Annotated in this window: 23 protein-coding genes; 8 read left to right on the top strand and 15 right to left on the bottom strand. The window is 60.5% G+C overall.

Features of this window, described 5'->3' with window-relative positions:
* Positions 1 to 8 precede the first annotated feature (8 nt).
* From ACLD1X_RS24485 to ACLD1X_RS24475, 3 genes are all read right to left on the bottom strand, one after another.
* Complete coding sequence (locus tag ACLD1X_RS24485; protein WP_429372112.1) at positions 9 to 1412, bottom strand: MFS transporter; 1404 nt, start codon at positions 1410 to 1412, stop codon at positions 9 to 11.
* 77 nt (positions 1413 to 1489) lie between these two features.
* On the bottom strand, positions 1490 to 2488 hold the full coding sequence (locus ACLD1X_RS24480) for a flavin reductase (RefSeq protein WP_429372110.1): 999 nt from the start codon (positions 2486 to 2488) through the stop codon (positions 1490 to 1492).
* 66 nt (positions 2489 to 2554) lie between these two features.
* Complete coding sequence (locus ACLD1X_RS24475) at positions 2555 to 3616, bottom strand: LLM class flavin-dependent oxidoreductase (protein WP_429372108.1); 1062 nt, start codon at positions 3614 to 3616, stop codon at positions 2555 to 2557.
* An 85-nt stretch (positions 3617 to 3701) separates the two neighbouring features.
* Here ACLD1X_RS24475 and ACLD1X_RS24470 point away from each other — a divergent pair, with 85 nt between their 5' ends.
* Positions 3702 to 4634: a LysR substrate-binding domain-containing protein gene (locus tag ACLD1X_RS24470; RefSeq protein WP_429372106.1), complete on the top strand. Its 933-nt coding sequence runs from the start codon at positions 3702 to 3704 to the stop codon at positions 4632 to 4634.
* Positions 4635 to 4747: 113 nt separating this feature from the next.
* A complete protein-coding gene (locus tag ACLD1X_RS24465) occupies positions 4748 to 6151 on the top strand; it encodes an MATE family efflux transporter (RefSeq protein WP_429372104.1) in 1404 nt (467 codons plus the stop codon).
* A gap of 184 nt (positions 6152 to 6335) precedes the next feature.
* Here the strand turns inward: ACLD1X_RS24465 and ACLD1X_RS24460 are convergent, their stop codons facing one another.
* From ACLD1X_RS24460 to ACLD1X_RS24430, 7 genes are all read right to left on the bottom strand, one after another.
* The gene (locus ACLD1X_RS24460; RefSeq protein ID WP_429372102.1) at positions 6336 to 6761 is read right to left on the bottom strand and encodes a GNAT family N-acetyltransferase; all 426 of its coding nucleotides are present in this window, start codon (positions 6759 to 6761) and stop codon (positions 6336 to 6338) included.
* A 71-nt stretch (positions 6762 to 6832) separates the two neighbouring features.
* Positions 6833 to 7309, bottom strand: a complete 477-nt coding sequence (locus ACLD1X_RS24455; protein WP_429372100.1) for a DUF6130 family protein — start codon at positions 7307 to 7309, stop codon at positions 6833 to 6835.
* Between the two features lie 85 nt (positions 7310 to 7394).
* Complete coding sequence (locus tag ACLD1X_RS24450; RefSeq protein WP_429372098.1) at positions 7395 to 7865, bottom strand: Lrp/AsnC family transcriptional regulator; 471 nt, start codon at positions 7863 to 7865, stop codon at positions 7395 to 7397.
* A gap of 27 nt (positions 7866 to 7892) precedes the next feature.
* Positions 7893 to 9200: an NAD(P)/FAD-dependent oxidoreductase gene (locus tag ACLD1X_RS24445; protein WP_429372096.1), complete on the bottom strand. Its 1308-nt coding sequence runs from the start codon at positions 9198 to 9200 to the stop codon at positions 7893 to 7895.
* 104 nt (positions 9201 to 9304) lie between these two features.
* Positions 9305 to 10144, bottom strand: coding sequence for a transporter substrate-binding domain-containing protein (locus ACLD1X_RS24440; protein WP_429372094.1), 840 nt, complete (start codon positions 10142 to 10144; stop codon positions 9305 to 9307).
* A gap of 76 nt (positions 10145 to 10220) precedes the next feature.
* Positions 10221 to 10991, bottom strand: coding sequence for an amino acid ABC transporter ATP-binding protein (locus tag ACLD1X_RS24435; protein ID WP_429372092.1), 771 nt, complete (start codon positions 10989 to 10991; stop codon positions 10221 to 10223).
* Between the two features lie 15 nt (positions 10992 to 11006).
* The gene (locus ACLD1X_RS24430) at positions 11007 to 11972 is read right to left on the bottom strand and encodes an amino acid ABC transporter permease (RefSeq protein WP_429372090.1); all 966 of its coding nucleotides are present in this window, start codon (positions 11970 to 11972) and stop codon (positions 11007 to 11009) included.
* Between the two features lie 581 nt (positions 11973 to 12553).
* Here ACLD1X_RS24430 and ACLD1X_RS24425 point away from each other — a divergent pair.
* Positions 12554 to 13174 (top strand): hypothetical protein, encoded by a 621-nt coding sequence (locus tag ACLD1X_RS24425; protein WP_429372088.1) that lies wholly within the window; start codon positions 12554 to 12556, stop codon positions 13172 to 13174.
* Positions 13175 to 13311: 137 nt separating this feature from the next.
* Positions 13312 to 13698, top strand: a complete 387-nt coding sequence (locus tag ACLD1X_RS24420; protein WP_429372086.1) for a YkvA family protein — start codon at positions 13312 to 13314, stop codon at positions 13696 to 13698.
* Between the two features lie 246 nt (positions 13699 to 13944).
* On the opposite strand, the gene ACLD1X_RS24415 is transcribed toward ACLD1X_RS24420, so the two are convergent.
* Complete coding sequence (locus ACLD1X_RS24415; RefSeq protein WP_429372084.1) at positions 13945 to 14163, bottom strand: GDCCVxC domain-containing (seleno)protein; 219 nt, start codon at positions 14161 to 14163, stop codon at positions 13945 to 13947.
* 184 nt (positions 14164 to 14347) lie between these two features.
* Here ACLD1X_RS24415 and merR point away from each other — a divergent pair, with 184 nt between their 5' ends.
* From merR to ACLD1X_RS24400, 3 genes are all read left to right on the top strand, one after another.
* Positions 14348 to 14746 (top strand): Hg(II)-responsive transcriptional regulator, encoded by a 399-nt coding sequence (gene merR, locus ACLD1X_RS24410; protein ID WP_429372082.1) that lies wholly within the window; start codon positions 14348 to 14350, stop codon positions 14744 to 14746.
* A gap of 149 nt (positions 14747 to 14895) precedes the next feature.
* Positions 14896 to 16053 (top strand): HD-GYP domain-containing protein, encoded by a 1158-nt coding sequence (locus ACLD1X_RS24405; protein ID WP_429372080.1) that lies wholly within the window; start codon positions 14896 to 14898, stop codon positions 16051 to 16053.
* A gap of 47 nt (positions 16054 to 16100) precedes the next feature.
* Positions 16101 to 20498 (top strand): response regulator, encoded by a 4398-nt coding sequence (locus ACLD1X_RS24400; RefSeq protein ID WP_429372078.1) that lies wholly within the window; start codon positions 16101 to 16103, stop codon positions 20496 to 20498.
* Between the two features lie 150 nt (positions 20499 to 20648).
* Here ACLD1X_RS24400 and arsH read toward each other — a convergent pair whose 3' ends face one another.
* The 4 genes from arsH to ACLD1X_RS24380 are packed head-to-tail and all read right to left on the bottom strand — an operon-like array spanning position 20649 to position 23509.
* Entirely contained in the window at positions 20649 to 21344 is a 696-nt protein-coding gene (arsH, locus tag ACLD1X_RS24395; protein ID WP_429372076.1) for an arsenical resistance protein ArsH, read from the bottom strand.
* Between the two features lie 11 nt (positions 21345 to 21355).
* Positions 21356 to 21826 (bottom strand): arsenate reductase ArsC, encoded by a 471-nt coding sequence (locus tag ACLD1X_RS24390; protein WP_429372074.1) that lies wholly within the window; start codon positions 21824 to 21826, stop codon positions 21356 to 21358.
* Between the two features lie 29 nt (positions 21827 to 21855).
* Positions 21856 to 23139 (bottom strand): arsenic transporter, encoded by a 1284-nt coding sequence (locus ACLD1X_RS24385; RefSeq protein ID WP_429372072.1) that lies wholly within the window; start codon positions 23137 to 23139, stop codon positions 21856 to 21858.
* Positions 23140 to 23161: 22 nt separating this feature from the next.
* Positions 23162 to 23509 carry a metalloregulator ArsR/SmtB family transcription factor gene (locus tag ACLD1X_RS24380; RefSeq protein WP_429372070.1) on the bottom strand — a complete coding sequence of 116 codons (348 nt, stop codon included), beginning with the start codon at positions 23507 to 23509 and terminating at the stop codon, positions 23162 to 23164.
* Between the two features lie 159 nt (positions 23510 to 23668).
* Here ACLD1X_RS24380 and ACLD1X_RS24375 point away from each other — a divergent pair, with 159 nt between their 5' ends.
* Positions 23669 to 24169 carry a GNAT family N-acetyltransferase gene (locus tag ACLD1X_RS24375; protein WP_429372068.1) on the top strand — a complete coding sequence of 167 codons (501 nt, stop codon included), beginning with the start codon at positions 23669 to 23671 and terminating at the stop codon, positions 24167 to 24169.
* Positions 24170 to 24181: the final 12 nt, after the last annotated feature.

Below are 24181 nucleotides of genomic sequence, written 5' to 3'. Positions count from 1 at the left end.
GAGTGCTCTCATTGGTTGGAAGCGTTCAGGGTCGAGGTCGCGGGCTGCCACTGACTGGCCCGCAGGGCGGTATGCTTGAAGCTGTGTCGGGCGCAGAGCAGCAGCGGACAGGCGAGGATGCAGGCGATCAGTGTGACGATCAGGATCGAATAGCGAATGGCGCTGGGGTCGACCAGTACGTAGTCGGTGATCACGCCGATAGCCAGCGGGCCGATCCCAACACCGAGCAGATTGAGGACACCGGTGAACAGGGCGATGAACTGTCCGCGCATCGGCGCGGGTGCTATTTCGACGATCAATGCCGGACCGATGCCGAACAGGCAGACCCAAAGGGCGGCGCAGAGGGCCAGGAACGGCAGCGCCAGCGGAGCGCTGGGCGCCAGCAGTAGCGGTGTGGCGCACAGCGGCAGAACCATGCTGGCGCAGATCGCCACGCGCAGGTTGCCATTGGTCACGCCGCGCCGGCGCCAGTATTCACCCAGCCAACTGGCACCGAGCACGCCGAGCGGCGAGCTGACGCACATGATCAGCCCCATCACCGTGCCGGCCTTGGCGTAAGTCCATCCGAACTCGCGGACCAGGTAGCTGGGGACCCAGGCGCCGCCGCCGTACACCGCGGCGTTATAGCAACCCATTCCGACCACAATGGCGACGAAAGTGCGCCGGTTGGTGCGCAAGAACGCCAGCACTTCATCCAGTGGCACGCCAGAAGGCGCCATTGAGGTCGGCGTCGCCCGTCCGGCGCGACTCAGTCGCGGTTCTGCCACGCCGAACATCAGCAGCAGAACGATCAGGCCCGGCAGGCCGATCGACATCAATGTGGTTTGCCAAGGGGCCAGAGTGCCAAGTAAAGGCAGGGTCAGTGGATGGGCGCTGAAGTAGCCGAGCACCAGGCCGGTTGCGAGCAAACCACCGCCAACGCCGACCGGGCCGCCGGCGCCAAACACACCGAGGGCGCGGCCGCGTTTCTCCGGCACGAACAGGTCGCTGATCAGCGATACGGCACCCGGCAGCAGCACCGCCTCGCCGACCGCCACACCGACGCGTGCCAGCAGCAGGTGCCAGAACTCACTGGCCAGGCCGCTGGCAGCGGTGGCCAGACACCACAGGCCAATGCCGACAGTGATGATCAGGCGTCGGTTGCCACGATCGATCAGGCGCGCGATCGGCAGGCCGGCCAATGCGTAGAAGGCGGCGAAGGTGAAGCCATGCAGCATGCCCATCCAGGCATCGTTGACGTGCAGCGATTGCTGGATCGGCCCCACCAGCAGGCTGAGGACCTGCCGGTCCATGATCGAGAACACGTAGGCAAGCAGCAGCACGCCGAGGGCGTAGTTGGCCTGGCCACGGCTGGGCGCTAATCGTGCCGCGCAGGGCATGGCCGTGACCTTGATAGTTGTTGTACTCGTCATCGACGATTTACCTCTTGGGCTTGTTCTTGTAGTCGAGGTCGCGCGGTGCACGCATCGCCGCGCCGCGCGGCGCTGCTTTAGCGTGCCGACGCGATGGCGTCGGGTTGCTGCCAGAGGTTGTTGTCCTGCCAGATATTTTCCTTGCGCCAGTGCGCCGGCAGCTCGGTTCCGGTGTGCTGTATCACGCGGCCGATCAAGAGCTTGAGTTGCTGTGCCTCGTCGAAGGAGAGCACTTGCAGGGCGGCCATCTCGGCGGCCTTGGCGAACGACAGCCACTGGATCGCCAATTGGCGCCCCTTGTCGGTGAACAGCACGCGACTGTCCGCAAGCGTCAGCAGCTCCTTATGCAGCCAAAGCGCCAACTGATCTTCGGCCAGCACCTTGCCGGTGAACTCGAACAGCTGGAACAACTCGTCCAGAGTCCGGCCTTCGCTGAAACTGAGGATGCCCAACAGCTCGAAGTCCTGGTCCTGCATGCCCATCGCCTTGAGCTGCTGACGAATTGGCAGTTGCAGCTGGTAATAGGCGCGACCAAGCAGGAAACCCAGCCAGTTTTCGCCGTAGATGACACTTTCCTGCCCACGCGCGGCGGCAGGCACCAAGCGTCGGTAGCCGCCGCTGTGGAATACCAGAGGCGCCCTGTCGAAGCGATCGAAAGCCAACACTTCACCGACCAGGATGATGTGATCGCCACCCTCGTACTGATAGGTGGTCTTGCACTGGAAGCGCGCCGAACAGCCATCCAGTAGCGGAATTGCGCTGGGGCCGCGTTGCAGGTCGAGTCCGCTGAACTTGTCAGCGCCGCTTTTGGCGAAGCGGTTGGACAGCGGCTCCTGATCGGTTGCCAGGATGTGCACGGCGAAGTGCGAGCCTTCAGTGAAGGCGTGTGCCGACGAGGAATCCTTGTTGATGCTCCACAGCACCATCGGCGGGTCGATCGATACCGAGTTGAAGCTGTTGGCGGTCAACCCGTAGTCCTGGCCATCCGGGCCGCGGGTGGTGACGATGGTCACGCCGGTGGTGAAGGCGCCAAGCGCCTGGCGGAACTGCTTGGGATCGAATGGGGTGGTGTTCATGATGGAGACTCCAGTTGCCGCCGGGCGTGCCGGCGGCTGATTGTTATTGGGCAGGAGTGCTGTGGCTCAGCGGTTGAGCAGCGGCATGACCAGGCGGCCGAAGCGCTCGGCTTCTTCGTGGTGCGGGTAGCCGGACAGACAGAAGCCGCTGCAACCGGCATCGACGAACGCCAGCAACTGGTCGGCGACCTGTTGCGGGTTGCCCACCACGGCAATACCGGCACCGGGACGCACTTCGGTAATGCCGGTCCACAGGTGCGGAGTCATCTTGCGTCCGGCGGTTTTGGAGAGTTCTTTCATGCGTTGGTTGGCAACGGACTCGGCCATCATGGTTTTGACGTGTTCGGTCCAGGCTGGATCGGCGCCGTTGACCAGGGTATCTGCCGCGGCCCAGGCTTGCTCTTCGGTTTCCCGGCAGATGATCTGCAGGCGCATGGCGAATTCGATGGCTTCGCCGCGGCCATATTTGGCAGCCCGTTCACGCATTTCCTTGATCTGTTCGGCAATGCGTTCCGGGTAGTCGCCCCAGAACAAGTGCACGGCGGAGTGCTTGGCGGAAATTTCTGCTGCGTGCTCCGAACCACCGCCAAGGAAGAACGGCGGGTGGGGTTGCTGGAAGGGGGCTGGTATGACTTTCGGACCGTGTGCCTGGTGATACTTGCCTTCGTACTCCACGCCTTCTTCGGTCCATAGGCGTTTCATCAGTTCGACTTCTTCTTCCAACTGCTCGTAGCGCTCTTCCTTGGAGGCGATCTGGCCCTCGGCGTAGGCATCTTTCTCGCTGAGGCCGGCGATCAGGTTGATGTAGATGCGTCCTTTGGACAGTTGGTCGAAGGTGGAGAACATCTTGGCCTGGGCAACCGGGTGGATGAAGCCGGGCTTCACCGCCACCAAGGCTTTCAGCTTTTGGGTACGGGCGATGATGAAGGAGGCAGTCACCCACGCATCCCAGCAGAATGGGGTGACAGGGACGAGCACGTAGTCGAATCCTGCCTGTTCGGCGGCGACGGCTACCCGTTCAAAATGCTCGAGGGACTGCGGGATGCTTTTACTCGGATCGCTGAAGGCAGTGGTGTCGCCAATGGTTGGAATGAACCAACCCATCTGCAGGGATTTTTTATTGTTCATGCGTGGGCTCTTGTACCGAGGGAACGTTGGAGCCACTACATCAAAGCCTGTACAGTGAGGGAAATGAATAGATAGAATTTCAGGTATGCACAATATAAATACGCGTACGCTCGACCTGAACCTGCTGGTGGTCTTCGCGACCCTGTGGGACACGCAGAACGCCACTCGCGCCGGCGAGCGCCTGGCGCTTAGCCAGCCGGCGGTCAGCCATGCACTGCGCCGACTGCGCGAGCGTCTGGGCGACGAACTGTTCGTCATTGGGCGCCATAACCTGGTGCCGACCGCGCGTGCGACCGAACTGATCGGTCCTGTGCGCGAAGCACTGAGTCGTCTGGACGAAGTGTTGCAAGGCTCTACGCCATTTGTGCCGGCAACGGCGCAGCGCAAGTTTCGAATTGCCTCCGGCGATTTCGTCGAGCTCCTGATCTTGCCGCGACTGATCCAGCACATCGCCCGTGAAGCACCTGGCGTGATGATTGAGGTGGTGCCGCTGCCGCCGAACAATGCCTTGCCGGCGCTGCTGGAGAATGGCGAAATCGATCTGGTCATCAGCACGCCGATGAAACTGGGCGCTGGTCTGCGCGAGGAGTCGATCACCACGGTTTCACTGCTCACGCTGATCTGGCAGCGCGAAGGCTTGCCACCTGGACGCTTTCCGCTCGACCTCTACCTGAAGCGGCCACAAGTGATGATCGAGATGCACCAACGGGAGGGCAACATTATCGACACGACCCTACAGGCCCAAGGGCTGGCTCGTCGTGTTGGCGTACTGGTGCAGAACTTCATGGCGATGCCAGTGATCGCCGCGCAAACGGGCTATGTCTGCAATCTGCCGGGGCCGATTGCAGAGGCGTTTGCAGAGACTTTCGGCCTTAGCTGCCACGAGCCGCCAGTCGACTTCCCTGAACCCGAATTGATTGCCTACTGGCACGCCCGGTTCGATGCAGATCCAGGCTTGAAATGGTTGCGTCAGTTGATAAAGGAATGCGCGGTCACCCGCCCTGAAGCAATGCCTTAGGATGGTATGCATGATGTGAATACGCGAAATTTAAACGGTTCATTTTACTCATGGTATTTCAATCGATCCAATGGAGGTAAAACCCAGACAATAAAACGTACAAGGGGACAAACATGACTGCGATTGATCCGCGCACGCGACGACTGTTGGAAGCGCCTATCGTGCCAACCGTCTTGCGACTGGCGGCGCCCAACGTGGTGGTAATGATCATCCAGGCCTGCGTCGGCCTTATCGAAACCTGGTTTGTCGGCAAGCTTGGCGGCGATGCACTGGCCGCGATGGCACTGGTATTTCCCATTGTCATGCTGATGCAGATGAGCTCCGCAGGCGCAATTGGCGGTGGTATCGCGTCGTCGATTGCGCGAGCCCTCGGCTCACAACGCCGCGACGACGCTGATGCGCTGGTGCTTCACGCGATTGTCATTGCGCTCGGTTTTGGCGTTGCATTCACGGTCACACTGCTGCTGGGAGGGCGGTGGTTGTATGCGCAAATGGGAGGCACCGGGGCGTCGCTTGAGGCGGCGCTGGTCTATTCGCATTGGGTATTTGCAGGTTCCGTGCTGGTGTGGCTTTTCAACGCGCTATCCGCACTGATCCGTGGTACTGGCAACATGGCCGTACCCGCGAATGTGACGGTCGCGGGTGCTGTAGTGCTTATACCGCTGTCACCCTTGCTCATCTTTGGCTGGGGGCCGATTCCGGGCATGGGCATTGCCGGTGGCGCTGCGGCGCTGCTCCTCTATTACCTCGGTGGTACGGTCGCGCTGTGGATATACCTGCGCTCGTCACGCAGCCTGCTCAAGCCGAAGCTGATGGGCGTACGGCTTCGCTGGCCATTGTTTCGCGACATCCTGCGCATTGGCATGGTCGGCATGATTGCAACTGTGGCAACCAATCTGTCGATTGGCATCGCGACGACGCTGTCGGGGCAATTCGGCCCGGACGCGATTGCGGGCTACGGTACCGCCGCACGCCTTGAGTATTTGTTGGTGCCGCTGGCATTTGGCTTTGGTGCGCCGCTGCTGGCCATGGTCGGTACCTGCATCGGAGCCGGCGATAGAGCACGTGCCCTGAAGGCCGCATGGGTTGGTGCCGCGATCACTTTTGCAATCACTGAAACGATCGGGCTGTCAGCGGCGATCTTCCCACGATCCTGGCTGCTGCTGTTTGGCAACGAGCCCGCTATGCTGGAGGCCGGCATCCAATACCTTCAGGTGGTCGGACCGTTGTACGGTTTCTTCGGGCTGGGGCAGGTACTGCATTTCGCATCGCAAGGGGCTGGGCGCCTGTTCTGGCCTGTGGCTGGCAACCTCGCACGCTTGGGCGTGGCCGGTTTCGGAGGATGGCTTGCCTTGCGTTGGGGCGGCAACCTGGTGCATGTATTCATCGCACAAGGCGCCGCGTTCGTGGTGTATGGGCTGGTCATCACTACAGCGATCGCTGGCGGTGCGTGGTTTGGACGCGCAGGTTGGCCGCGAAGCACTGCCGCTTTGATGCGGCACATCCAGCCGACCTGATCGTTGCTTGATGCCTCGACCGCACTTGTTGATCGGGTTCTGGCTATTTTTCACCGGCAGTTTTTCGACAGCTCCCTGTAGTGGGAGGCAACTTTCGTCGGGCGCTGGTCGTGCTGAATGACGGCTCCTGGCCGATAGCTGCCCACTACAAAGCGCAGCTATCCCCCCAAAACCCACCCCTACATCAGCCCAACTTCTTCTGATAATAAAACCGCATATGCCCCGGCGGATAATCCGCCAGACGTCCGAATTCAACGTAGCCAAGTTTTTGATAGAACCCGGGCGCCTGGAAGCTGAAAGTCTCCAGCCAGATGCCAACGCACTGCTTTTCCCGTGCGATGTCTTCAGCCTGGCGCATCAGCTGTTCTCCGATGCCTTGGCCGCGCATCGACTCGGGGACGCTGACCAGGTCGATCAGCAGCCATCGATAGGAGATCTTCCCGTACAGCCCGCCAATGACTTCGTTGCCGTCAGGGTCCCGAAGCAACAGGGCGAAGGTTTCATGGGCGTCGTCACCGCCGTTGGCCAGGTTGTGGGCCAGCAATGGTGTCAGGATTGCCAGGCGCTCCGCTTCAGTCACAGTTTCCGAGCGTTCGATTTTCACAGACATGCTGCTCTCCCTGAGCAATGAGGAACGGATCGCCAAGGTACCCCATTCCTGTCACCCAAGAGGGAGTTTTGTCATGGCTTTGCTGCGTGACCATCGTCAGTGTGAGGGGCGTCGGCCGGTTTCTTTTCCGGAACGCTGAAACTCACTGTCGTGCTGGTGAGGATCTTGTGATTCGGGTCGGCCACTTCCAGCAGAATCTTGTGACTGCCGGGCTTGAGTCCGACCAGGATAATCGGGTCTTCACTGGTGTGCGCCCATGTACCGTTCCAGTCGTCGACGGTCACGTGAAGGTGGCCGAGGCGGGGGGATACTTCCACTGCCGCTTTACCGAACACCGGCATGATCCTGGCGTGCTCGGTTCGAAACTGGATGATCACAACGCCGCGAGCGAGCGGCTCGGCAAGTGGCGGATAGGCGACGAGGGTTGGCGTCGATTCGGATTGCAATGGCAGTATCGCCGGTGGGGCGATGGAGTCCGCACTGTACGCGACTGTGCAAAAGAAGGCACCCAAGGCAAGGACGGACAGGTTTCCGAGAGCGAGGGACATGGTGTTTCTCCCGCAGGATGTCATTCAAGCCTAGATCAATCTTCGGACGCGCTCCTGCTGAAAAACCGCCTGTTGTCGCCTGGCCCTACACCGTCAGCTTCCGGCTGAACTTGGTCTCCATCACGATATGGGAAGCGGTGTGCGCCACGCCCTTGATCATGTTGATCCGGGTGAGTTCGGCGTTGAGTTCGCTCAGGGTCGAGGTGGCGAGGTGGATGATGAAGTCGGACTCGCCCGAGACCGCATACACCGCCTGCACTGCATCCATCTTGCGCAGCGCGGTCATGACATCGGTATAACTCTTGTTGGTGCAGGAGGTCATGGTGAAGCAGTTGATGATCTGCTGCAGTCTGTTCTGGTCGATGCGCACGCTGTAGCCGGTGATGACACCGGCCTTTTCCAGGCGGGCGATCCGCTCTTGCACCGAGGAACGCGAGACTTCGAGTTTACGCGCCAGTGAGGCGGTGGGTTCGCGTGCGTTGGCCTGCAGCAGGCCAAGCAATTGCCTGTCCTTGTCAGTCAGGTTAAACAACGGACCGGGGTTCTGCGCATCCATCAACACGTGCTTGACCTCGCTGGGAATTCAGTTTTTTTGCGTCGCCCTGCGTTGCGAACGCGTTTCCTGGAACAGGTCCATCACCTTAAGGCCAGCGTATACCGTTTGCGCCGCCGCCGGGCCGAGAGGGCCGCCATTCCATTGCAGGCCGTAGGCATCGAACAGTCGGTAGCGATCAGTCTCGCCGCAAATGGCTTCGGCAATCACGCGTCCGCCGATAGGGGCGGTGTTCATACCATGGCCACCAAATGATGTACACGCCCACAGTCCCTTTCCGAGCGGGCCGATGTGGGGCATTTTGTGCCGCGCATAGCCCATCAGCCCGGACCAGGCTTTATCGATCCTGATGCCGCGCAACTGTGGGTAGACGTCGAGGATGTCTTCAGTCAGCAACTGCCCCAGGCGTTTTTCATCCTGCAGGTTCCTGGTGGTGATACGGCCACCCCAGAGCAGGCGGTCACCCTCGACGATTCGATAATAGTCTGACGCGCGGCGATTATCGCCGACGGCATCGGTGGTGCGTACCGCGTCTGCCAGGCGCTCGCCCAGAGGCTCGGTGAGCACGGCGTAGGTTGCGATCGGCAGAAAGGCACGGCGCAGTTTGCCGAACTCGGGGCCGCCATAGCCGCCGCAGCAATACACCACATCGGCGCAATCGACAGTGCCCCGGTCGGTGCTGACCCGGTGTCGCCCATCCCGGCTCTCGACCCGGACCATGGGCGACTGTTCATGAATCCTGCCGCCGCTGCGCTCGATCAGCCCGGCCAGGCCCAGGCAATAGTTCAAGGGGTGGAAGTGAAAACCATGATTATCGCGCAGCGCCTGGAAATATCGGTCTGTCTTGAGCTTTGCCCGCACCGCCTGGCGATCCAGATACTCGAGGTGAAAGTCGAAATCCTTCGCCATCCTGTCGCGCATGCGCTGCAGATTATCGCCATCCTCGTAGCGCACCACGCTCAGCTTTCCAGGGGTTGGCGCGCACCCCGGCAATTGATGAAGGGCGATCATGTCTCGCACAGTGTCGACGCCTTCGAGGGACAGTTTGAACAGCGCGGCGGCGGTCGGTTTGCCACAGCGTCGCTCGATGGCTGACAAGCCCTCGGACCACCCCTGAAGGACGAAACCGCCGTTACGGCCGGAAGCCCCCCAGGCCACACGTCCTGCCTCGAGCAGCACCACGGACCGTCCCCGCGAGAGCAGTTCCCAGGCCGTGCTCAGCCCCGCCAGGCCTGCGCCGATGATGCACACGTCGGCCTGGGCGTTGGTCGACAGTGCCGCGCGCTGCGCCGTGACGTTCATCGTGGCGGTGTAGTAGTTGTTGTTGTAGGTGTGCATGAAGTCCGTTGTCCTTTTTTGCGGCGCAGGCATACAGCGCGCCGCGTTTAGAACGGGCGCCTGTAATGCCTGGGGTTATTGCAGCGGATTTACTGCGCCTGGATTTACTGAATCCGGGTGAGATCGGCGCCGTACCACTTTTCGGAAAGTTGCTTGAGCGTGCCGTCGGCTTTCATGTCGGCAACGATTTTGGTCAGCGCGCTGTTGAACGCCTCATCGCCTTTATCCACGGCGATGGCCAAGGGTTCGTAGTAGGCGGGTTTGCCTTCGACTCTTACGATGGGGTAGCCGTTCTTGACGGCGGCAACGACGGTGGGAAGCGCGGACAGGGTGGCGTTCAACCGGACACCGTTGCCCATGCGCAAATCATCCAGGGGGCCCATGCTGTCGCCATACGTCTTCACCTCGCCCGGCGTGACGTCGTAGGTAAACGCGGGCACATCCACAGCGTCGATCTTGAGTCGACGATTGATGTAGTCCTCCGACGTCGTGCCGGCTTCGACGCCAATGATCTTGTCGTTCAAATCCGCCGCCTTGGCTCCGGCGGCATCCTTGTGCACGGCGAACACGTAGGGCGTGTAGTAGTAGATGGCGGGGAAGTCGAGGACCCGGGCGCGCTCGGTGGTTGGCGTCATCGAGCCGACCGACAGGTCCCAGCGACTGGACCAGCGTCCAGCGGTGATGATCCCGTACTCGGGTGTCACGAAGTCGGTCTTGCTGCCCAGGCGCCGGCCGATTTCGTTGGCGACATCGATGTCGAAACCTTGCAGCTTGTTGTCCGGGCCGAGGAACGATTGCGGTGGCCAGTTCGCGGCCGTGGCCACCTTGATCACCTTGTTTTCATGGATGCGGTCGAGGGTCGAACCAGCCCAGGCGACCCCCGTGGCGAGCGTGACGGCAGTGGCGACAGCGGCTGCGGTGAACAGGCGGGTAATCGAGATCATGGGTAAGCCTCCAGGTGTGCTGAGTGCGGTTTTTTGTTGTTCTTGTCGATGACTTCCGAAGGTACGGCGATGCTTCTCAGTGGCTGAGAATCTGTGAAAGAAACTCCCGCGCGCGTGGGTGCTGCGGGTTGTCGAAAAACTCGTCGGGCCTGGCTTGCTCGATGATGCAGCCCTGGTCCATGAAGATGATCCGATCGGCGACCCGCCGGGCGAAGCCCATTTCGTGGGTGACGCACACCATCGTGATGCCGTCCTGGGCCAGTTCGCCCATCACATCCAGCACTTCCTTGACCATCTCCGGGTCGAGCGCGGAGGTGGGCTCATCGAACAGCATGATGCGGGGTCGCATGCACAGTGCGCGGGCAATGGCCACGCGTTGCTGCTGTCCGCCGGAGAGTTGGCTGGGGTATTTGTCCGCCTGGTTCCCGATGCGCACCCGATCGAGGTATTCGCAGGCCAGTTCGCGCGCCTCGGATTCACTGAGCTTGCCCACCAGGCGCGGCCCGAGCATGAGGTTCTCCAGGACGGTCATGTGCGGGAACAGGTTGAACTGCTGGAACACCATGCCGACCTGGCGGCGGATGCCGGCCACGCAGGCGGCATTGCGGGTCAACTCTGTTCCGTCGATGAACACGCTGCCTTTCTGGAAGTCTTCCAGCAGGTTCAGGCAGCGAATCAACGTCGATTTGCCGGAACCCGACGGGCCGCAAACGACGACGATTTCGCCGTTGGCAATGTGCAGGTCGATGCCATTGAGCACATGAAAATCGCCATACCATTTGTGCATGTCGTGAATCGAAATGGCCGGATACGGGGCAGGGGCTGCTGCAACTGATAGCGGGTTCATCGTTATGCTCCTGATTCAGCGATGGGCGCGATTGAAGTGCTTTTCCAGGCGGGACTGCACGGTTTCCAGCACGATCGACAGCAGCCAATAGAGAACGGCGGCGGTGATGAGCATTTCCAGGTGCCGGAACTCGGCGCGTCCCTGGGTTCGCGCCAGGAACATCAGCTCCCAGACCCCGATCACGGAAACCAGCGAGCTGTCCTTGAGCATCGAGATGAACTGGTTGCCCGTCGGCGGAATGATCAGGCGCATGGACTGCGGGAGAATCACCCGCGTCATCGTCTGGAGCGGATTCAGGCCAATCGCCCGGGAGGCTTCCCACTGACCCCGCGAAATACTGCTGATCCCGGCGCGGAAGATCTCGGTCATGTAGGCGCCATAGCAGAGCGAGAGCGCGAGTATCCCTGCCGGAACGGCGCCGACCACGTAGCCGAGTTGAGGAATGCCCAGGTAGATCAGATAGATCTGGATGAGTAAGGGAACACCGCGGAAAAACGAGGTGTAGAAGCTGGCGATGGCAATGGCGAAACCGTTGGAGGACAACCGGGCCGTCGCCCCCAACAAGGCCAGGACGAATGCAATGGCAATGGAAATCGCGGACACATAGACGGTCGTGAACACCCCTTGGGTAATCATGAAGCCCACTTTGGTCGCGATGAAACTGTAGGAAAGATTGAAGGTATCGAAGAATAAAAGGAACAGCACCAGCAGTTCGCACCAGACCGTAATGATCTGCGCCCGTAACGGAAACCGGCCAAGGATGAACAGGTTCAGGACAACCGTAATCGTGAAAGTGCCGCCGACCGCGATGTCGCGCGCCAGAGGCGCCTTCAAGTCAAGAACGATCGGCCCCATCAGATTGGAAAGCCGGCCTTCGCCCACACCGCAGGCCAGTGTGATGATGAAAATGACCGCGGCGACCATCCCCATGAATATGACGTTGTCAGTCATACGAGCCTTGACGATATGGTCCTTGTACATGGCTTGCGTACCTCGGGGTGAGCCCCTTTATTGTTGTAAGTCCATTATGGGTGGGCGAAATGCCGGCCGGCACCCGGCAATATGCTGGATGTAGCAATTTTTACTGGCATATCGGTGGGTATGACCCATACAAATGCTGGAATCGGGTGGCAAATGTGGAGGGGAAGGAGGGCAGGTCGAGCTTGGGCGGGGGTATCTATTGTTGACCGGTTGAATCCACAACCCATAGGCATTCTCGAAAGATTGGAAATCCAGTTTGGCCAGGTTTTTGGATAGATGACTTCCATTTCAATAGGCTCATTCGTCGGAGGCGGGCAGTGTAAATGCCTGATTCACGGTAAGAGACTCTGCACTTCTGTCACTGGTGCCACACGGGAGGAGGATGCACTGTCGGATGAGGACTATGGGTCGCATTGAATGACCGCTCCTGGCCGATGATGTTGAAAAGGTCCGAGCGGATAACTTCAACCTACACTGAGTTTGAAAAGAGTCTGGTATACGCGTTGCAAACCCTCTTGGCAGGGCAAGCGTACTGCAGTGAATCGGCTCTAGCCCTGCCACTTATGCCTGAGTCGTTATTCATGAGTGAAATCGCTACCATGCCCGCGGATGATGTACCTGACCTTCAACCAATTGTGCAGCGCAAACTCGGACGTTGCCTGTTGCGCTTGCAGCAATACGAACGGCAGTTGAAAGCCATAGTCGCGCATGGCGAGTTGAGCGGCCCTGTGGATCGGCTGCCTATTATCCGTGAGCAGAAGATCACATGTGCCCAGAACAAGACCATGGGCACGCTGATGAGGATGCTGACCGAAAACTTGCTGACGCCGCCGTCCCCAAATGAAGAATCACCGACGGAAGCCGATGCCGGTGGCCAGATCTGGTTCAGCTATCGATACCTCCTGGAAATGCCAGCCGAGCGTTATGAGGCAACGAAAGTCGCCCTCAAGGAGTTGGTCGAACTGCGCAATGAGCTGGTTCACCACTTCCTTGAGCGTTTCGATCTCTGGTCTGAAACAGGCTGTCAGGCGGGAGATGGATTCCTGGAGGAACGCTACGAAACCATCAATCGGCATTACCTGAATCTGCAAGGCTGGGCCAAAGGTATGGATGAGGCACGAGCTAAAATGGCTTCGGCTATACAGAGCCAGGCATTTGGAGATTTGATCGACGGTATCTTGGTGGATGGCTCTGGCAATTGATCTCGCAGTGGAATACGTAGCTATTTACGTGAGGTGGAAACCTGCCTGCCCCGAACGCCTGCTGACCAACCCATGGCAGCCACTGTCCAATGGCATTACGCTGGCGATCACACCCTTCACGCACTGATCACAACGACATGAACCGCTTACTTCGTTGTTTGCGTGGCTGGGCCAGACAGCTGAAACGGCAAACCATGGTGCTCTGGTTTTGTTATCGGCATCCGCAAACGCCCTGGCTACCCAAGTGGGTCTCGGTTTTTGTCGTGGCCTACGCGCTGAGTCCAATCGACCTGATTCCCGATTTTATTCCCGTGCTTGGATACCTGGACGACGTGATTATCTTGCCGCTCGGCATTCTGCTTGCCTTGCGGCTGATGCCGATCGCGGTGCTGCAGGAATGTCAGCTCAAGGCGGCCGAGTGGGAGGCCAGGGACTTGCAGCGCCCGGTCAACAAGCTGGCGGCGGTGCTCATCGTACTGACGTGGTCCATTGCCGCTATTGGTGTATGGCGAGCGTGGGGGTGATTGGCAAAGGATCAATGGAAGGGGGGGAGCGAAGCTGTCTTCTCCAGTTTGGTGAGTGGTTGCAGTAGCACTTCTCCTGTTGGATCAAAGCCAATGCAGGAGCGCCATGGTATATATCCAACCGATGAAGAGGGTGATAACCAGGTAGACCACCACGAGCATCAGAGCGTAGTTCCACATGACACTAACCTCCCATAAGCGCGGTTTGAGGCGCGTCAGGGCGTCTTGAAACCGAATGAACCCAGGTCAAGCCGTACCGCAACATCCGCGCTGCTCCTGAATCGGCGGGCATTTCACCGTACCAAACGAACAGAACACACAGCAGTCGCCGGGGTTCGGGCGTAGCAGGGTTTTGCAACTGCGACACTCGTAGAAGAACTGGCAGGCGTCCGTGGGCATCACTTCCTGTTTGGCGAAACCGCAACGTGGGCAGGTCAGGACGGATTCGAGGATGACGGTGCTCATGGTGGCCTCACTGGTACGCGGTGGGGGCGGCTTTATCGGGGGCAAAGGTGGCAATGGCCATTTCCCGGGCAGGTCGACCTTGATGGTTTCTGCGCCAGCCCGAGCCATCGCCTTCTCCATCGAATCGATCTAACCTAGAGTCACTCTACACTCCGTACCCGGGTACAGGATCAAGAGGCGTGCGATGGCGACAGGGCTGAGTATCGGCAAGTTGGCGCAAGCTGCCGGGGTGAACATCGAGACTATTCGCTATTACCAGCGACGTGGCTTGCTGGATGAGCCGCCAAAGCCCCTCAGCGGTTTTCGGCGCTATCTGCCGGAGCAGGTCAAACGGTTGCGCTTCATCAAGAGGGCGCAGGCGCTGGGCTTCACGCTGGATGAAGTGAGGGCTCTGCTGACACTGGATGCGGCCTGCACTTGTAGCGAGACTCGGGCACTGGCCGTGCGCAAGCTGGCCCTGATCGAGCGCAAGATCGCCGACCTTGTCGCCATGCGACAGGTGCTGGGCGGGCTGGTGGAGCAATGCGATGCAGGCGACGGCGGGTCCGATTGCCCGATCATCGATGTACTGAACAGGGATTGATGGGGGGCTTGCCTGGAACAGGATCTACCGGACGCGTTGATCCTGTCAGCAAGCGTTCCACTGAGCGATAACGATTATAAGAGCTACGCTTCCATGCGATGGAGCGGCATTGTACGGCCTCTCCTCTTAGGGACGGGGAGCCGATAGCCATGGCAAGCGAACCAGACGTTTATCCGGTGGCCACTGTTCTGGTGGTCGATGATACGCCAGACAACCTGATGCTGATGACAGACCTGCTCAAGGACAGGTATCGGGTCAAGGCCGCCAACAGTGGCGAGAAGGCGCTGCGCGTGCTGCAGGGTGACCCGCTGCCGGATCTGATCCTGCTCGATATCATGATGCCGGGGTTGTCGGGTCATCAGGTCGCACAGCAGTTGCAGGGAGCACCGCGCACTCGGGATATCCCCATCATCTTTCTCACCGCCCTGGCGTCGATAGAGGATGAAATCCAGGGGTTGGAGCTGGGCGCGGTTGACTACATCACCAAGCCCATCAGCCCACCGCTCGTTCTGGCGCGGGTGGAGACCCAACTGAAGATCAAGGCGGCTGCCGACTTCCTTCGCGATAGAAACGACTTCCTCGAGCAGGAGGTTCAGCGCCGTACCCAAGAGGTCATGGCCATCCAGGACGTCACCATCCAGGCCATGGCCTCTCTGGCCGAGACGCGTGACAACGAGACTGGCAACCACATCCGTCGTACCCAGAACTACGTTCGGCTACTGGCCGAACTGCTGCGTGATCACCCGCGCTTCAGGCACTTTCTGAACGATGAAACCATCCGCCAGTTGTTCAAGTCGGCGCCGCTGCATGACATCGGCAAGATCGGCATCCCTGATCACATCCTGCTTAAACCGGGACGTCTCACCCCCGAGGAGTTTGAAGTCATAAAGACCCACACCACGTTGGGGCGCGATGCTATCCAGCATGCCGAGGATCAGTTGGGCGTCTCGGTGGGTTTCCTGCGCATTGCCAAGGAAATCGCCTACAGCCACCAGGAAAAGTGGGATGGCAGCGGCTATCCCGAAGGGCTGGCCGCCGACGACATTCCGGTCAGTGCCCGGCTGATGGCGGTGGCGGATGTCTACGACGCGCTGATCAGTCGGCGCGTGTACAAGGCCGGAATGTCGCACGAACAGGCGGTGGAAATTATCCGGCAAGGGCGCTCTTCACATTTCGATCCGGACATTTGTGATGCCTTCCTGAGCAGCGCCGAGCAGTTTCGCACCATTGCCGAACGCTTTGCCGACAGCGATCAGGACATGGCCAGGCAGTTGGCCGCGATGGAGCGCATCGCTCGGGAGCCCTGAGCGGTTCAAGCGCTATCACGCAAGTTTTGCGTAAACGGGGAGCTGCAATGAGCAAAGTGTTCGCCCTGCTGGAACGCTTGTCCTTGAGGTACAAGCTGATTCTGGGTTTCGTCACGCTGTTGGTGCTGATCCTGGTGCTTGGAGCGCAGAGCCTGCGTACCCAGGAGTCGTTGAAGCGGGACATGCAGCGGCTGTATCGGCAGGAGTTGGTCGGCATCGCCCAGCTGCACGAGGCGAGGGTGCAGATGCCGCACTGGGTGCAGGCATTGCAGCGTGCCGTCGGCACCCGCAACGGGGACACTCGCGTCGAGGCGGTTGCCCGGTTGCGCGATGTTCAGCAGCGCCTTCAGGAAGCCCTGGCCCAGGCCCAACCGACGCTCTGGCGTCAGGAGAATCAGGTGCGGCTCGCCAGGTTCGAGGTGCTGCAGGAGCAGTTGCAGCACGAGGGCGAGCAGATACTGCGTCTGGCTGGCGAGGGCCATCAGGAACAGGCCTTGCAGTTACTCGACAGTGACGAGTTCCAGGGGCTGGATCAGCAGGGGGATGAGCTGCTCGGGCAGATAGCCCGGGTCAAGGAAGCCTCCATCCATGACACGGCCAAGCAGATCGCCGAGTTCGCGCAGCACAGCACCACGCTCACCTATGTGTTACTGCTGGGCGGCCTGACGCTGGCACTGCTGATGGCCTGGGTGGTCAGCCGTTCGATTCGCCAGCCGCTGGACCGGATACGCGCCGCCATTGACGAGCTGGCGGCCGGCCAGCTGGAGCAGACTATTCCCCATACCGATCTGCAGAACGAGACCGGCGACCTGGCCCGTGCCATTGCCCTGCTGCAGACAGAATCCCGGCAGCTGGAGCGCCAGCGCTGGATCAAGGTTCAGACGGCACAGCTACAGGCCGATCTGCCGCAAGCGGAAACACCCCATGAATTGGCCCAGGTGTTCCTGCGACATATGGCGAGCATGCTCGGCATCTGCCGGGGCGTGCTCTATAGCCTGCAGGAAAGCAGTAGCAACTTGCAGCTGGCTGGCAGTTACGCCGCCGATCCGCAGCACCCGCCTGCACCGGTCGTGGCCCTGGGCGCCGGCCTGCTCGGGCAGTGCGCAGTCGATCGCGTGCCGCGTGAGCTGCAGGGGCTTGCGCAGTCGTTCGGCCGGTTGCATTCGCAGTTGGGCGAGGTGTCGGCCAGCAATCTGATGCTGCAGCCGATTCTGCGCGGTGAGCGCCTGCTCGGCGTGCTCGAGCTGGCGGGCTACCAGGCGCTTGGAGAGCGTGAGTCGGCGCTTTTGCAAGAAGCATTGCCGCGGCTGGCCGGAACCATGGCTGTCATGGAGCGTAACCTGGCGGTGCAATCGCTGCTGATCGAGACCCGCCGCCAGGCCGATGAAATGGGCGAGCAGGCGTTGCGGCTGGAGCAGCAATCCGGGGAACTGGAGGCTCAGCAGAGTGCGCTGCGTTCCACCGAGGCCTGGTATCGCGGGATCATCGAGGCGGCGCCGGACGGCATGCTGGTGATAGGCGCTGACGGCGCAATCCTGATGACCAACCCGCAACTGGATAATCAGTTCGGGTACGCCGCAGGGGAGCTGCATGGCGAAACCGTCGAACGACTGGTTCCCGAGGCGGTGCGCCGGCGGCATGTGGCGTTTCGCGATGGCTTCATCGTTCACGGCAGCACCCGGCAGATGGGCGCGAACCTGGAGGACCTGCAGGGTGTGCGCAAGGACGGCAGCCTGTTCTCGGTGGAGATCGGTTTGTCGCACTTGCCGGCGCTGGAGGGGCGCGGCACCTGCATCTGTGCTTCCGTGCGCGACGTCAGCGAAAGGCGACAATTGCAGGCGGCACTCAAGTCCAGCGAGACGCAGCTGCGCGCGGTGCTCGACAGCAGTCCCGTGGCCATGCTGATTCGCGACGATGACGGCAGCCTCAGCTACTGCAACCCGGAGCTGGAAAACCTCTTCGGCCATGGCCGCGAGCAACTCGGCGAGGTGGACGAAAGTCGCTTTTGGTGCGATGCACAAGCGCGTGCAAACTTCCGGGCCGCTGCCGCTGAGGGGGAGGTGCTGAACTTCGAGGCCAGGCTGCAACAGGAAGGCGGGAAACGATTCGATGTGCTGCTGTCGGCGGTACCGCTGACCCTTGGCGAGCGGCGCATCAGCGCCAGTTGGTATTACGACATCACCGACCGCAAGGCCGCCGAAGCGGAGGTGCAGCGTGCCCGGGAAGTGGCCGAAGAGGCGACACGAGCCAAGAGCCAGTTCCTGGCCAATATGAGTCATGAAATCCGCACCCCGATGAATGCCATTATCGGCATGAGCCACCTGGCGTTGCGTACCGAACTGGACAACCGCCAACGCAACTACATCGAGAAGGTGCATCGTTCGGCAGAGAGCCTGTTGGGGCTCATCAACGATATTCTCGACTTCTCCAAGATCGAGGCCGGCAGGATGGATCTGGAATTCATCCCGTTCCACCTGGAGGACGTGCTGGAGAATTTCGCCGGCATGGTTGGCTTGAAGGCCGAGGAAAAAGGCCTGGAGCTGCTTTACAGCACGGTAGCCGACCTGCCCACCGCACTGATTGGCGACCCCATGCGCCTGGGCCAGGTCCTGGTGAACCTGGGCAACAACGCTGCCAAGTTCACCGAGCAAGGCGAAATCGTCGTGGGTGTGGAACACCAGGGCGGCGATGAGGGCAAGGTGGAGCTGCATTTCTGGGTGCGCGACACAGGCATTGGCATGAGCGAAGAGCAGTGCCAGAGGATTTTTGAGTCCTTCAACCAGGCCGACAGTTCCACCACGCGCAAATACGGCGGTACCGGTCTGGGCCTGGCTATCTCCAAGCGCCTGCTGGAGCTGATGGGCGGGCGCATCTGGGTGCAAAGCGAACTCGGCAGTGGTTCCACCTTTCATTTCTGCGTGAGCCTGGGTGTGCAGACTGACGCACAACCGCGACGCATGTTTACCGCCGATGAGTTGCTCGGCATCCGCGTGCTTGTGGTGGATGACAACGCCAGTGCCCGGGAAATCCTCTCGGGCATGGCGCAAAGCTTCGGCGTCGAAGTGGATGTGGCCGATAGCGGTCTCGCAGCCCTGCGTATGCTGGCAGAAGCCGAGCAGAGGTCGTTGCCTTACGACCTGGTGTTGATGGACTGGCGCATGCCGGGTATGGATGGGGTGGAGACGGTACGCCGGATGCACTCCGCGAATCTGACGCACACACCTTCGGTGATCATGGTCACGGCTTTCGACCGCGAGGAGATTCGCGAGCAGGCCGAGCGCCAGGGCGTGTTACTACCAGTGGTGCTGACCAAACCTGTCACCCCGTCCACTTTGCTTGAAGCCATAGGCACTGTGCTCGGCAGAGGGGGGCAGGCCGATACCCGGGCCAGTGAGCGCAGCATGCAGAGCGCCAGCCACCTGGCCAGCCTGAAAGGTGCGCGCCTGTTGCTGGTGGAAGACAATGAGTTGAACAGGGAATTGGCCTGCGAGTTATTGCAAGGCGCAGGTATCGACCTCGTTCTGGCTTGCGATGGTCAGCAGGCACTGGACCTATTGGAGCGCGACAGCGATTTTGACGGCGTGCTGATGGACTGCCAGATGCCTGTAATGGATGGCTACACCGCCACCGGCAGAATTCGCCAGCAGGCGCGCTTCACCCGGATGCCGGTCATCGCCATGACCGCCAACGCCATGGCTGGCGATCGCGAGCGGGCCCTGGCCTGTGGCATGAACGACCACATTTCCAAGCCCCTGGATGTAGCCGGCATGTTCGCCACCCTTGCCAGATGGGTCAACCCGCGCGCCGGGCGACGGGGTATTACCGCGATGGCGAGTGCGCCAGTGGCCGGCGATTCGCTGCCCGCCGGGCTGGATGGCATCGATCTGGCTGCCGGGCTGGCCACCTGTATGGGCAAGCGCGAGCTTTACCTGCGCCTGTTGCGCATGTTCCACGCCGCCCAGACGAATTTCGCCGAGCAGTTCCGGCTGGCGCTCGCCGATCCTGACCCCACGACCGCTGCTCGATTGGCCCACAGTTTGTGCGGTAGCGCCGGGAACATCGGGGCCAAGGCCGTGGCGCAGGCCGCTGCGCAACTGGAGACAGCCTGCCAGACAGGCGAATCCGGCGATGGGGTGCAGGCCCGCCTGGCCGAAGTGGAGCAGTGCCTGGCACCGGTATTGTTTGACCTGAGCCGTCTCGGTGAAACAGTCCCTGCACCGGTGATTGAGGTTCGGCAGGCCGGGGCGGATCTGCAGGGGCGGCTTGCCAGGCTCAAGTACCTGTTGGCCGAGAGCGACACCGCTGCCGTGTCTGTGCTTGACGAGTTGCGTGGTTTGTCGCTTGACCTGGACCTGGCCAGGCGCCTGAGCCTTGTGGCGCAGCAGGTCGAACGCTTCGACTTTGACCGTGCCCTGGCGTTGTTGCAGGACGCGGTAGAGGAGTGAGGCCTGCACTTTGCGCAATGCGCACGGCAGGCATACCCGGAAAATACGTCCCGGGAGCTTGAGGGACGTATTGGCAAACAGTCGCAAGGCCCGAGACGTCGGGGTTTGCGGCTTTTTTCGGCTATTGGGTCAAGGGCAACATCCCTGCCTTCAGATCGACCGCTGATTCACGCGTTGAGTCAGCTCCTGCGCTGATTCCTTTCTTTCCGAGTAGCGGTCAACCAGATCGGGGCGATCGCGCAGCAACAGGGTAAATTTCACCAGCTCCTCCATCACGTCCACCACCCGGTCGTACAGTGACGAGGGCTTCATGCGGTTGGCCTCGTCAAACTCCAGAAATGCCTTGGGCACGGAAGATTGATTGGGGATCGTGAACATGCGCATCCAGCGCCCCAGCACACGCAGTTGATTGACCACGTTGAAGGACTGGGAACCGCCGCAGACTTGCATGACAGCGAGGGTTTTTCCCTGGGTTGGGCGAACGGCCCCCAAGGCCAATGGCACCCAGTCTATCTGTGCCTTGAATACGGCGGACATGGCGCCGTGGCGCTCTGGCGAGCACCAGACCTGTCCTTCAGACCATTGCATCAGTTCGAGCAGTTCCTGGACTTTCGGGTGATCGGTGGGTGCGTCGTCCGGCAGTGGCAGGCCTGATGGATTGAAGATCCGCGTCTCGGCGCCGAAGTGTTCGAGCAACCGGGCGGCTTCTTCGACCAGCAGGCGGCTGAACGAGCGCGCGCGAGTGGAGCCGTATAGCAACAGGATGCGCGGCTTGTGCTGGTCATCGCGGCCATTGGCGATGGGTTGAGTCAGTGAGGTGTCGAGATTGGGCAGCGGATGGGTCATGGAGGCTCCGGTTACAGCGTGCCGATGCGGTCGAGTTCCCGCTTCAGCGCATCGCGGTCAAGTTGGGTAAAGGGCAGGTCCAGGAATGCCCGGCAGCGCATTTCAATGTGCGCCAGGGTCGCGTGGAACGCCGCCGATACCGTTTCTTCATCGCCCTTTATGTCTGATGGATCTTCCAGTCCCCAATGCGCTTTGAGTGCCGGCCCGAAGTACACGGGGCACGTCTCGCCGGCGGCCTTGTCGCAAACCGTGATGACGATATCCGGCGGGTTGGTTTCGAAAGCGTCATTGCCTTTGCTGCTCAAGCCGTCAATGGCAATGCCGGCTTCTTGCAGCGTGCTCAGGCTGCGAGGCAGCACCTGCCCCTTGGGGAAGCTGCCGGCACTGATCGCCTGAAAACCCTCCGGGGCGAGATGGTTGAACATGGCTTCGGACAGGATGCTGCGACAGCTATTGGCGGTACACATAAACAGGACGCGCATGGTGACTCCTCTTTGCAGTCGCTCAGGGGCTAAACGCTCAGGCGCAGGGCCAGGGCAGACAAGGTGATGAACAGGATCGGCAGCGTCAGGACCACGCCGACCCTGAAGTAGTAACTCCAGGTAATGCGGATGCCCTTGCGCTCCAGGACATGCAGCCAGAGCAGGGTGGCCAGGCTGCCGATGGGGGTGATCTTGGGGCCCAGGTCAGAGCCGATGACATTGGCGTAGATCATGGCTTCACGTACTACGCCCGTGGCGTCACTGGCTTGAATCGACAGGGCACCCACCAGCACCGTGGGCATGTTGTTCATGCCCGATGACAGCAAAGCCGTGAGCAGGCCGGTACCCAGCGCGGCGCCCCAGATGCCGAATTCGGCCAGGTGGTTCAGGGCCATGGTCATGGAGGTTGTCAGCCCGGCATTTTTCAATCCATAAACCACCAGGTACATGCCCAGCGAGAAAATCACGACTTGCCAGGGCGCTTCACGCAGCACGCGGCGGGTGGAAATCACATGCCCGCGCGCAGCCACGGCGAACAGCATCGCGGCACAGACCGCTGCGATTGCGCTGATTGGAATGCCCAGGGGTTCCAGCGCAAACAGCCCGATCAGCAACAAGGCCAAGACAATCCAGCCGACGCGGAAAGTCAGGGGATCGCGCACGGCACGTCGCGGGTCCAGCACATCGTCCAGCGAGTAGTGCCTGGGAATGTCACGCCGGAAAAACCAGTACAACACCGCAAGCGTGGTCGCCACGGCAACGACATTGACCGGCACCATGATCGAGGCGTATTCGCTGAAACCCAGGCCGAAGTAGTCCGCCGAAACGATGTTGACCAGGTTGGACACCACCAGCGGCAAGCTCGCCGTGTCGGCAATAAAGCCGGCCGCCATGACGAACGCCAGGGTAGATGCCGGTGAAAAACGCAACGCGAGCAGGATCGACACAACGATGGGGGTCAGGATCAGCGCTGCGCCGTCATTGGCAAACAGCGCGGACACGCCGGCCCCCAGCAGTATCGTGAAGACGAACAGGCGACGTCCGTCACCCTTGGCCCAGCGCGCCACATGCAAAGCGGCCCACTGGAAAAACCCGGCCTCATCGAGCAACAAGCAGATGATGATCAGAGAGATGAATGTCGCGGTGGCGTTCCAGACAATGTGCCACACCAGTGGGATATCGCCCGGTGTCACGACGCCCGCAAGCAGGGCCAGAACGGCTCCCAGGGAGGCGCTCCAGCCGACGCCCAGGCCCTTGGGTTGCCAGATGACCAGCACCATGGTGAGCAGGAAAATACTAAATGCAGTCAACATGCACAGTCTCGACGAATGAGGTTTAGCAGCAGGCGGAAGTGTTGAGAGGACGGTCGCCCATCGCGTTCAGGCGAGTGCTGTTGCCCTCAAGCCAATCGGCGTTTGCCTGTAACGTTGTCTCGAGTACGTCACGAACCCACGTCGGCAGGTCAGGATTGAGCCGGTAATACACCCACTGCCCCTGGCGGCGATCGAGCAGCAGTCCGCATCCGCGAAGCTGTGCAAGGTGGCGGGAAATCTTGGGTTGGCTGTCGTCCAGGGCGCAGACCAGCTCACAAACGCATAACTCGCCTTCACGGGCGATGAGCAAGGTGGCCCGAACGCGGGTTTCGTCGGACAGGCATTTGAATACGGCGGCAGGATTGAGCATGAGCGAAGCTCGATACATATGGAAATACGAATATACGATTATCCATATGTTGTAAGCAAGCCGTTCGGACTCTGGAAGGAGAAAGTCAGGCTCGGCAAGGTTGTCCGGGTATGAGATAAACGTGCGCCACATCGGCGCTGGACAAAGGAGAGGTGATCAATGGAATCGTTTAGCGTTCGCGAGCTGAGAACAACGGACACTGAAGCATTGTTGGCTTTCGAAACCCGTAACCGTGAATGGTTCGAATCCCATATTGACGCGCGCGATCCGGCTTTTTACTCGTTGCAGGGTGTCGCCGATCATATCGCAGGCTATTTGTCCGACTTTGCCATCGGCGCCTGGCATCCGTTTGTCATTGTGGATTGCCGTCAGGCAATCGTTGGCCGCGCCAATCTGAAAAACATCGACCTGGCGTCAGGTTCTGCTGAAGTGGGCTATCGGATCGATCAGCGCGCGTGCGGGCAGGGGCTGGCAACGTTGGCGCTGAGGCATCTGATCGAGCAGGCACAGGTGCGTTGGGGGCTTACGCAACTGGTAGCCTTTGCCTACAAGGAAAACCTGGGCTCAAGAAAAGTCCTCGATCGGTGCGGCTTCCAGCTGGAACAACCCTCCTGCAACAAAAGCACGGGGAACGAACGGCGATTCGTCCTGCCGCTTTAGACAAGCCCCCGG

The organism is Pseudomonas sp. 18173 (assembly GCF_050432945.1).
In the GTDB taxonomy this organism is placed as follows: Bacteria; Pseudomonadota; Gammaproteobacteria; order Pseudomonadales; family Pseudomonadaceae; genus Aquipseudomonas.
Note: the sequence above shows the minus strand (reverse complement) of the source record. Positions and strands in the feature narration are given on the sequence as shown.